The 10,443-nt window shown below is 60.8% G+C and carries 9 protein-coding genes; 1 reads left to right on the top strand and 8 read right to left on the bottom strand.

Annotation, left to right across the window (positions count from 1 at the left end; translation table 11 throughout):
* Nucleotides 1–222 precede the first annotated feature (222 nt).
* From HX824_RS09680 to HX824_RS09655, 6 genes are read right to left on the bottom strand one after another with little or no spacing between them, the layout of a single operon-like run.
* On the bottom strand, nt 223–1,620 hold the full coding sequence (locus HX824_RS09680; RefSeq protein ID WP_003216481.1) for a sigma-54 dependent transcriptional regulator: 1,398 nt from the start codon (nt 1,618–1,620) through the stop codon (nt 223–225).
* The gene (locus HX824_RS09675; RefSeq protein WP_003216479.1) at nt 1,610–3,388 is read right to left on the bottom strand and encodes a HAMP domain-containing sensor histidine kinase; all 1,779 of its coding nucleotides are present in this window, start codon (nt 3,386–3,388) and stop codon (nt 1,610–1,612) included. The genes HX824_RS09680 and HX824_RS09675 overlap by 11 nt, the downstream gene beginning before the upstream one ends.
* Complete coding sequence (locus HX824_RS09670; RefSeq protein ID WP_177054470.1) at nt 3,388–4,512, bottom strand: GNAT family N-acetyltransferase; 1,125 nt, start codon at nt 4,510–4,512, stop codon at nt 3,388–3,390. The genes HX824_RS09675 and HX824_RS09670 overlap by 1 nt, the downstream gene beginning before the upstream one ends.
* Before the next feature lie 16 nt (nt 4,513–4,528).
* Nucleotides 4,529–5,395, bottom strand: a complete 867-nt coding sequence (locus HX824_RS09665) for a carboxylesterase (RefSeq protein ID WP_003216475.1) — start codon at nt 5,393–5,395, stop codon at nt 4,529–4,531.
* Nucleotides 5,392–6,786 carry an aspartate aminotransferase family protein gene (locus HX824_RS09660; protein WP_003216473.1) on the bottom strand — a complete coding sequence of 465 codons (1,395 nt, stop codon included), beginning with the start codon at nt 6,784–6,786 and terminating at the stop codon, nt 5,392–5,394. Before HX824_RS09660 ends, HX824_RS09665 begins: the two co-directional genes overlap by 4 nt.
* Complete coding sequence (locus HX824_RS09655; RefSeq protein ID WP_008435530.1) at nt 6,779–7,483, bottom strand: MtnX-like HAD-IB family phosphatase; 705 nt, start codon at nt 7,481–7,483, stop codon at nt 6,779–6,781. Before HX824_RS09655 ends, HX824_RS09660 begins: the two co-directional genes overlap by 8 nt.
* A 229-nt stretch (nt 7,484–7,712) precedes the next feature.
* Between HX824_RS09655 and HX824_RS09650 the strand changes: the two genes are divergently transcribed.
* Nucleotides 7,713–8,483 (top strand): MipA/OmpV family protein, encoded by a 771-nt coding sequence (locus HX824_RS09650; protein WP_008435532.1) that lies wholly within the window; start codon nt 7,713–7,715, stop codon nt 8,481–8,483.
* A gap of 205 nt (nt 8,484–8,688) precedes the next feature.
* Here the strand turns inward: HX824_RS09650 and HX824_RS09645 are convergent, their stop codons facing one another.
* Nucleotides 8,689–9,342, bottom strand: coding sequence for a DsbA family oxidoreductase (locus HX824_RS09645; protein ID WP_087692789.1), 654 nt, complete (start codon nt 9,340–9,342; stop codon nt 8,689–8,691).
* Nucleotides 9,343–9,404: 62 nt separating this feature from the next.
* Entirely contained in the window at nt 9,405–10,424 is a 1,020-nt protein-coding gene (locus tag HX824_RS09640) for an alpha/beta fold hydrolase (protein ID WP_003216464.1), read from the bottom strand.
* Nucleotides 10,425–10,443: the final 19 nt, after the last annotated feature.

The following is a 10,443-nucleotide window of genomic DNA, read 5'->3' as shown; positions in this document are numbered from 1 at the left end:
CTGTGCTTTTGCTTTTGATCTTAGGCACCCCGTCAACCACGATGGCCGGAGTGCGGGCATGCCGAGCCTAAGCGAGGCACCGAGTGGCGGGGCAAAGACCTTTTACTTTTGGCTGGGCCGGCATTCCGGGCGTTTGCCAAAAGTGAGCCGCTGTAAGAGCGGAACCATAAGTCGCCGTTACCTAAATAACGGATATGCCCCCAAGCAACCGCTCAGCGCCCCCTAGCGAACAATCTTGTCCACCTGAATCCCCAGCTTCTTCAACCGATACCAAAAACTGCGCTCGGAAATCCCGATCTTCTGCGCCGCCGCAGCCTGCACCCCGTTGCTCTCCTGCAACGCAGCCATGATGTAAGCCTTCTCCACCTCAGCCAGCGCCGCATCCAGATCCTGCGGCACACCCGGCCCGTTGCTGAGTATCGCGCCCACCCCGTCCTCAGCCGGCGTCGAAGCAAACAGATACGCCGGCAAATCAATATCCTCGATCACCGGCGTCGCCGCGACAATGGTCGCCCGCTCCACACAGTTCTGCAGCTCACGAATATTGCCCGGCCAGGAATACGCCGCCATGGCCTGCAACGCCTCGGGGCTGAAACCGGTGATGCGTTTGCCCGCCGTGGCACTCAAGGTCTGGGCAAAGTGCCGGGCCAGCGGCGCGATATCTTCCACCCGCTCACGCAAGGCCGGCAGCGGAATCGGAAATACGTTCAAGCGGTAGTAAAGGTCTTCACGAAACTCTTTGTTCGCCACCGCATCCAGCAAGTTCTTGTTGGTGGCAGCGATCACTCGCACATCCACCTTGCGCTCGCGCGGGTCACCCACCGGCTCGATCACCCGCTCCTGCAAGGCCCGCAGGATTTTCGCCTGCAACGCCAACGGCATGTCACCCACTTCATCGAGAAACAACGTGCCCTTGTCGGCCTGCATGAAGCGCCCGACCCGATCCGCCACGGCGCCAGTGAAGGCGCCCTTGCGGTGGCCGAACATCTCGCTTTCCAGCAAGCCTTCGGGGATTGCCGCGCAGTTGACCGCCACAAACGGCTTGTCGGCGCGGTTGCCGTGTTTGTGGATGGCACGGGCGACCATCTCCTTGCCGGTGCCGCTTTCGCCCGTCAGCAGCACCGTAGCGTTGCTGTCGCGCACCGAGTCCACGGCGTGCAGCACGCGGCGGAACGCCGGGCTGTCGCCCACCAGGCTGTCGAACTGCGCATGTTCATCCAGCTCGGCACGCATGCGCGCGTTGTCGCGCATGATGTCGCGAAACTGCAGGGCCTTGGCCACCGTGATGTCCAGCTCGTCGATATCGAAGGGCTTGGCGATATAGTCGTAGGCGCCGTTGCGCATCGACTGCACCGCGTTTTTCACGGTGCTGTAGGCGGTCATCACGATCACCGGCAACTGCGGGTAGCGCACCTTGATTTCCGCCAGCAGCGCCGGCCCGTCCATGCCGGGCATGCGCCAGTCGCTGATCACCAGGTCGATGTCTTCCTGCTCCAGCACCTTGAGCGCGTGCAGGCCGTTGCCGGCGGTAAACACCTGGATCCCGCTCTGGCTCAAGGCCGACGAAAGCAAGTCACAGAGCTTGGGTTCGTCGTCAACTACCAATACATTATGCGTCATCACCATCCTCATCATCGCCGTCGTCTGCACCCTGGGCCGGAATGTACAGGCTGAAGGTGGCGCCGGCATCTGTCTCGCTGACACATTCGATGCTGCCGTCATGACTTTCCATGATCGAGAACACTTTGGCCAGACCCAAGCCCGTGCCCGAGGCCTTGGTGGTGACGAATGGTGTGAAGATCCGCTCGATCATGTCCGGCGCAATGCCCTCGCCGGTATCGCCGATGCTGATCACCGTGTTGCCGCCCACGCTGTGGATGCCCAGGGTCAGGCGCCCGCCTCCGGGCATGGCGTCGATGGCGTTGAGAATCAGGTTCAGGCACGCCTGCTTGAGCTGCTTGGCATCGGCATAAATCGTCGCGCCGGGAGCCGCATCATCAATTTGCGCGTCGATGTTATGGGTCGCAAGCTCAGGCCCGCAGAAGCCGAGGATCTCCTCCACCACCGGGCGTGCCGCCTGCACGGTGCGCAGCGGTGCACTGGGTTTGGCGAAGTCGAGGAATTCGGTGATCAGGTCGTTGATCCGGCTGACTTCGCTGATCACATATTCGAGGTGACGCTTGTCGGTTTCCGGCAAATCGGCGCGGCGATGCAGCAACTGGGTGGCCGTCTTGATAATGCCCAGCGGGTTGCGAATTTCGTGGGCCAGGCCCATGGCCACTTCGCCCAGTGCATGCAGGCGGTCGCGGCGGCGCAGTTGCGCTTCCAGGTGATGCAACTCACCGAGGCGCTCGGTCATGTGGTTGAAGGTGCTGCTCAGTTGCGCCAGCTCGTCGCCGCCGCTGACCGCCACACGGTGCTGATAGTTACCCGAGATCACCGCGCTGACGCCTTCGGACAGATCCCGCAATGGCCGGGTCAGGCGCTGGGACACCAGCATGCCCGCACCAAGGGACAACGCCGAGCTGAGCAGGAAGATCAACACGAACAGATTGCTCTGGTTCACCAGGCCCACCAGGCTGGTATGGCGCAGCAAGCCACTGAAGATCACCCCTTGCAGCTCGCCGGCATCGTTGAAGATCGGCCAGTACAAACCGCTGTAGTTGTTGGTGAATTGTTCGCTGGGTTGCTTGGTGCTGCGCAGCGCGGATTCGATACTCGAAGGAATCCGCGTGGGGTGATCGACGAAGCGCTGGGTGGAGAAAATCTCCGAAAACCCGGTGGGGTTGGCCAGGTACAAACGCAGGTCGAGGGAATGCACATCGGCCACGCTGGTCAGGAAACTGCTGTCCAGATAAGTGGCCACCAGCAGTTGATAATCGACGCCGTCCTCGCTGGTCTCGAAGGTGGACACCACAACCCCGGTGGTCACGCCACCCACCTGGACCGTCTGCAACACCGCATTACTGGCCAGGTTGATTTGCTTGACGATGTCATCGGCGGCGGTGGTAAACACGATTTTGTGGTCACTGCTGCGGATCAGCGCCACCACGTCGATGTCGGTGGCGGCGGCAATATCGGCGGTCAGCTTGTCGTGTTTCTCGGCCTGGCGCGACGACGGCGGTTTGGTATAGCGCAGGAACAGTTGGGCAACCCGGGCGTTGTCGTGGAGGATGTCGCCGATCTCGTCCTTGACGATCTTGGTCGACTCCTGCAGCCAGATGCGCACGTTGCTGTCGAAGATCTGCGACAACGTCGTGGCGGCCAGCTCCGCCGCGATCATCGTCGGAATTACCGTCACCAGCCAGAACGCCAACACCAGCTTGCGCTGGACGCTCCAACGCGAAATGGCAAAGGGGCGGGCTTTTTGGCGGGTCTTGTTGATCATCAGGTTTCGCTTATCGCAGCAGCCATGGCAGGGTCGGATCGATCCGGTCGGAGAAACACTTTTGCAACGAACAGCGCACGGTTGACCAGCCAGTTACGGTGGCGGAAAAACATGCTGTTGCCCTGGAACTCGCAGCCCAGCAGCAACTTGCTGGCATAGCCGGCCTGACCACATTCATATAACGCAATATCGTTGCGAATACAGTAGTCGATGTTGGTTAACCAACTGCGCACCGCCAGGCTGTATTCGCGACTGTAGTTACTGTCTTCGCCGAAAAACTTGTCAATCAGGCGATCCCGGTTAAGCAGGATCAGGTTGAACGCCACCAGTTGCTCGTCCACCCAATAAAGCACACAGACCGCACGTTCCTGCAGCTGTTCAAGGATACCGGTGAAATAGCCTGCCGGCAGTCGCTCGAACTGCAGGTCGGAGCGTTCCAGGGTGGCCCCATACAGCGCCATGATGCGCGGCAGTACGTCGTCGATGTTGCGTCGCCACTCGACACGCGGCCCCGGCGCACGCAGTTTGCGGCGCAGGTCCTTGCGGGTGGCTTTGTCCAGGGAACCGAGGTAGGCGTCCACTGAACCAAAAGGGATCGGCAACAAGGCCGTTGGCAGGCTGGGCATGCTCTGGAAACCCGCGCCAAGGCAGCTGTTTGACCAGCCTTCGTCCCTGGTCGGTGCATCCTTGACCGCCACCAGCCCGACGCCGAACGCATCGGCATCCCGGCGTGCGGCGGCGAGTAACTGCGCAAGCAACGCCTCGCGCCCGGATTCGGCAACATGACTGGCGACACCCGCATTGCACTGTTCCGCCACCGGCGAGCCGATGGCATACAGGCCCAGCTTCAAAACACCCGGCCACAGTCGCTCCAGGCGCTCGGTAAAGCGTTTGCCTACGCCTGACATGGTGGTGTCGAGGCGATAACGCGTAATGAACGCCGGCGCGACCGCTACCAGCCTTGCCTCGTCAAACACCGCGAGGTAGCGCCACTGAAAGTCATCAATAGCGGCGTTTTCCACGGCCACGTAATAGTCCCAATCCTCCAGGGCATCGGGAAAACAGTCGTTCCAGGCACTGCGTTCGATGGCCCGAATGGTCGAAAAGGCTTGGGCGGTGATCACGTCAAATCCTTAGGGTTCAAGCCAGCTGTCGATAATCTTCAGGTGCCTCTGTGGCGTGTGCGTGCTGCCCGACAAACTCGGCACTCAACTCGATCACCCGACGGTATTGCAGGTCGACGGTGATCATGTGGTAGCAGTTGTCCAGCAGGATCTTGGTCACGGGGCCGCCGAGATGGCGTTCCACGTAATCGGCGTTCCAACGGCTGGTGATGTCATCCTCGATGGAATGCAGCACCAGGGCCGGGGTCTTGATCGATGGCATGAGCTTCTTCACCACGGCATTCATCCAGTGCAACTCGCGCACCGTGACGCCCTCCATGGTCAAGAGACCCGCCTCGCTGCTCTCCCCTTCCTTCATCTGCCGCTCGACGATCGCCCGCAGGCGCTCGTTCTTGATGCCGTAGGGCGGCTTTTCAGTAAAGCGGAACAGGCGCACACCGAAGGGAATACGGATCAGCAAGGGCGTGATGAACGCCATCTTGTTGATGCTCCAGCCGTCGTACTTCAACGTCGTGGAGTACATCAGCAAGCCGGCAACCTGGCCGGGGAACTGCGACGCCACGTACATCGACATCACCGCGCCCATCGACAAGCCGCCGACAAATACCTGCTCGTGACGCTGTTTCACCGCGACGAAGGTCTTGCGCACGCCTTCGTACCAGTCCTGCCAGCCGGTGGCTTGCAGGTCGCTGTTGTCCCCGCAGTGGCCGGCCAGGGTCGGCACGTACACCGTGCAGTTACCGACCTTGGCCAACCCCTGGGCCACCCGACGGAGTTCCGTCGGGGTGCCCGTCAGGCCGTGGATCAACAGGATCCCAATCGGACCGCTACCGAGAACGAAGCCGGCATCACCTTCACCGAGGTCGATCTCGTGGCTGCTCACCGTTTGGTCGCTCGCACAAGCAGTTGCTCGAGCAGCTTCAGGCCCAGGTCGATTTCCGGGTAGCTGATTTCCAGGGACGGTGCCAGGGTGATCACGTTCTTGTAGTAGCCGCCCACGTCGAGGATCAGGCCGAGTTTCTGACCGTCAACCACCATGTCGCCCTTCATGCCTTCCTCGACCATGTAGTCCAGGGTCGCCTTGTCCGGAGTGAAGCCGTCCGGGCCGCAGATTTCGCAGCGCAGGGCCAGGCCCAGGCCATCGACGTCGCCGATGATCGGGAAGCGCTTTTGCAGCTCTTGCAGGCCGGCCAGGAAGTATTTGCCCTTGGCCATGACCATTGCGCCGTAATCGACTTCGCTGGTCATCTTGAACATTTCCAGGCCTACCGCGGTGCCCAACGGGTTGGACGCGAAGGTGGAGTGAGTGGAGCCTGGCGGGAAGATCTTAGGGTTGATCAACTCTTCCTTGGCCCAGATGCCGCCCAGCGGGTTCAGGCCGTTGGTCAATGCCTTGCCGAAGACGATCACGTCCGGCTTGACGTCGAAGTGTTCGATCGACCACAGCTTGCCGGTACGCCAGAAGCCCATCTGGATTTCGTCGACAACCATCAGGATGCCGTGCTGGTCGAGGACCTGCTTGAGCTCGCTGTAGAAGTTCATCGGCGGGATCACGTAGCCGCCGGTGCCCTGGATCGGCTCGACGTAGAAGGCGGCGTATTCGCTCTGGCCGACTTTCGGGTCCCACACACCGTTGTATTCGGTTTCGAACAGACGGGCGAACTGCTGCACGCAGTGGCTGCCGTATTCTTCCTTGGTCATGCCTTTAGGGCCGCGGAAGTGGTACGGGAACGGGATGAAGTTGGCGCGCTCGCCGAAGTGGCCATAGCGACGACGGTAGCGGTAGCTCGAAGTGATCGACGAAGCGCCAAGGGTACGGCCGTGGTAGCCGCCTTCGAAGGCGAACATCAGGCTCTTGCCGTTAGTGGCGTTACGCACCACTTTCAGGGAGTCTTCGATGGACTGCGAACCGCCCACGTTGAAGTGCACACGACCGTCGAGGCCGAATTTTTTCTTGGCGTCGACTGCGATCATTTCCGACAGCTCGATCTTGCCTTTGTGCAGGTACTGGCTGGCGATTTGCGGGAGGGTGTCGATCTGCTGTTTCAGCGCGTTGTTCAGGCGCGGGTTGGCGTAACCGAAGTTAACGGCCGAGTACCACATTTGCAGGTCGAGGTAAGCCTGGTCTTCGGTGTCCCACACGTAGGAGCCTTCGCAGCGGCTGAAAATACGCGGAGGGTCGATGTAGTGAACGGTGTCGCCGTAGGAGCAGTACTTGGCTTCTTTATCCAGAAGAACCTGGTCTTCTGCGGTAGCGATGCGGATATCAGACATGGTGGAAGAGTTCCTGATTGTCGGAAGAGGTGCTGAAGGAGGTGGCGTTGGCGGCGATGCCCTGAGGCAGCTTGGCCAGCAATGCCGGCAGTTCGGCGAAGGTGTCGAACCGCGCGTAAGGGATGTTGTTGGTTTCGCAGTAGTCGGCCAGGCTGGCCTTGGCGAAGACGAAGTCGGCGGTGGAGGCCACGCACATGTCGGACTTGCCGTCGCCGATCACCAGCACGCGCTTGTTGCGCGGCGTGGACTTGCACTTGCAGTTGCCGGAGGCGGCACGGCAGGCGTCGCTGGCATACGGGAAGTCGATGCGCCAGCTGTTCTGGTCGACCTGGCGCAGGCGGTTGGCGAGGATCGGCAGCAAGGTCACGTAGTTGCGCGACAGAATCCGCGCGATGCCTTGTTCGATGCCATCGCTGACCACTTCAATGGAAGCGCCCAGGCCCATGACGTGGTCGACGAAGTCCGGGAAGTCCGGATCGATCTCGACGCTGTCGAAATACGCCAGCAACTCGGCCGGGGTCGCCTTGATCAGCGCCAGTTGACGGCTCAGGCATTCGCGCGAACCGATGTGCCCATCCAGCCATTCCTGCTCGATGGTTTCCCACTCGGGGCCGGCGAAGCGTTGGAGGACGTTGTCGATGACGTCGGTAGGAGTGATAGTCCCGTCGAAGTCACACACGATATGCCAGTGGATCATCTGCATTTACCTATGAAGTAGGAGCGCGCTGTTGCGCTTGCAGGGGATAGAGCATGGAGTGTGCCAAGTGCCACCAACCCCTGTTTTCAAAGGGTTTGGCGTGTATCGGCGTGTGGTTGTGTCGGAACTTGCTACAATTTTTGTAGCTTGCTACAACCTAGATGAGTGCTTGCCTAAGGCAGGGCGTTTGCGCGTTCATGCGCGCATGTTCACAAAAGGAAATGGCTCCATGTTCAGGGTTACTTTTGCTGTATTCACCGGTTTGCTGGGGCTGTGGGGCGTTTGCGGCGCTGCGCTGGCGGACGGAATTACCGGTGAAGCCGGCGCAGGCGTCAGCTATCAGCCCCACGATCCGACGGGCAGCCGCTACGAAACGCGGCCGATCCCGTATTTCGACCTGGATTGGGGGAGTGTCAGCCTGGGTACCGACGATGGGCTGACCTGGAGTGCGCTCAATACCAACGGTTTTACCGCGGGGCCCTATATCAATTACCTGCCGGGGCGCACGGCCAATGGCTCGTTGCGTGGGTTACGCGATGTTTCGGACATGGCCGAGATCGGCGGTTTCATCCAATACGCTCCGGCTGAGTTCTGGCGGGTGTATGCACAGGTGGGCCAGGCCGTGGGCGGGGCGCGTGATCAAAGCGGCGTGGTGGGCAAGCTCGGCGGCGAGTTGGGTTATCCGTTGGGGAGCGGCATTATCGGCAGCACCGGCCTGATGGCGCACTTTGCCGATGCCCGCCAGGCGCAGACGTTTTTCGGGGTGGATGCTAATGAGGCTGCGGCCTCGGGGTTTCGGCCGTATAACGCCAGTGCCGGGTTTCAGAACCTGACGTTGACGCAGAGTTTTGAGTTTCCTTTGGATGCGAAGTGGTCGCTGTTGACCAGTGCCAGTTGGATACACCTGGTGGGGTCAGCGGCCAATAGCAGCATCGTCAAGGAGACCGGGGATGTGAATCAGGGGCAGGTGCAGACGGCCATCAGCTATAAGTTTGATTGAAGCAACAGCAAAATCAAAGGCGGGCACGCTCCAAATGTGGGAGCGGGCTTGCTCGCGAAGGTCGTTAACGATGACTCGGGCATCCTGATTCAACGCGGCGCCCTCTGGTTCTTCGCGAGCAAGCCCGCTCCCACATAAAGCGGCTCTGCTTTTGCTTCTAACACTCAGGTCGGCTGCTTTTTAATTTTTATCTGACAGCCCCCATTCAGCCCTTGGCCTCACTGATAATCTGCCGAATCGCCCCGACAAACGCCTCAGCCGGCTGCCCACCACTCACCGCGTACTGATCGTTGAACACGATGGTAGGCACAGAAGTCACCCCGCGAGACACCCACAACTGCTCCTGCTCCCGCACCTCGGCGGCATATTCGTCCGAAGCCAGAATTTCCTCTGCCCGCGCACGGTCCAGCCCAACACCCTCGGCAATCCCCGCCAACGTCCCGTGATCAGACGGATCCTGCTGGTCAGTGAAATACGCCTTGAACAATGCTTCCTTGAGGTTGTACTGCAACCCCTCAAGCCCCGCCCAATGCAACAGACGATGGGCATCAAACGTGTTGTAGATACGACTCTGCCCGTCCGTACGAAACGCAAAACCCAACTCCGCCCCCATATCACGAATCCGCGCCCGGTTAGCCTGGGACTGCTCAGCCGTGGAACCGTACTTTTCAGTGATGTGCTCGGTAATGTTCTGCCCTTCGGCAGCCATGTTGGGGTTCAGCTCAAACGGCTGGAAATGAATCTCGGCCTGCACCTCCGGACCCAGTTGGTCCAGGGCCTCGGTCAAGCCACGCAGGCCAATGATGCACCAGGGACACGACACGTCGCTGACGAAATCGATTTTCAGGGGAGTACTCATGACTAGGCAACCTCGCTGGCATTAAACGCCGGAAAGGTCCCACGATACACCCCGTCAAGCCCCTACAAAACCTTCGCAGGCACCACCGGGTCGATCTGCGCCCAATGCGCCGCATCCTGCCGATGCTCTTGCAAATAGGGCAAGACCGCCGCCAGCAACGGCGCCTTGAACGCCTCCTGGAAGCGATGCGCCAGCCCCGGAATCAGCCGCAGCTGGCTGCCCTGGATATGCGCCGCCAGGTGCACCCCATGCATCACCGGCAACAACGGATCGGCCGTGCCATGCACCACCAGCGTCGGCACCCGCAGTTGATTGAGCAACGGCACCCGGCTCGGTTCGGCAAGGATCGCCATGATCTGGCGCTTCACACCGTCAGGGTTGAACGCCCGGTCGTACGACTGCGCCGCCTGCTGCAACAGCACCTTGCGATCATCCTTCACATAAGGACTGCCCAGCGCCGCGAGCAGGTCGGCCTGTTGTTCCAGGGCCACTTCACGATTGGGCGCGCTGCGGCGCGACAACAGTTGCACCAGCGCCGCACTCGGTGCCGGCAGGCCTTCGGCGCCGGAGCTGGTCATGATCAGCGTCAGGCTTTCCACCCGTTGCGGCGCCATGGCCGCCAGGTGCTGGGCGATCATGCCGCCCATGCTCGCGCCCAGCACGTGGAACTGCTGAATGTGCAAGCCGTCCATCAAGCCCAGTGCGTCATCCGCCATGTCGGTCAGGGTGTAGGGCGCCGCCACCGGCAGACCGAGCTTGTAGCGCAGCACTTCGAAGGTCAGGTTGGCGCTGGCCGGTGCCTGGCGCCAGGTGGACAGCCCGACATCACGGTTGTCATAACGAATCACCCGAAAGCCCTGCTCACACAGGGCCACCACCACTTCGTCCGGCCAGTGGATCAACTGCCCGCCCAGGCCCATCACCAGCAGCAAGGCCGGGTCGGAGGCACGACCAATGCTCTGGTAGGCCAGGCTCACCTGTTCCAGATCAACCCGTTCAGTCGGGACATTCACATCACATCGAGAAGCCGCAAAGGACGGCAGGCCGAATAACAGAGCGGCCATGAAAAACAACACGCGCATGAAAAACACCGAAACGCAG

It is taken from the genome of Pseudomonas sp. D4002, assembly GCF_013385665.1.
In the GTDB taxonomy this organism is placed as follows: domain Bacteria; phylum Pseudomonadota; class Gammaproteobacteria; order Pseudomonadales; family Pseudomonadaceae; genus Aquipseudomonas.
The sequence above is the reverse complement of the archived record's forward strand: the minus strand, read 5'-3'. Positions and strand labels throughout refer to the sequence as shown.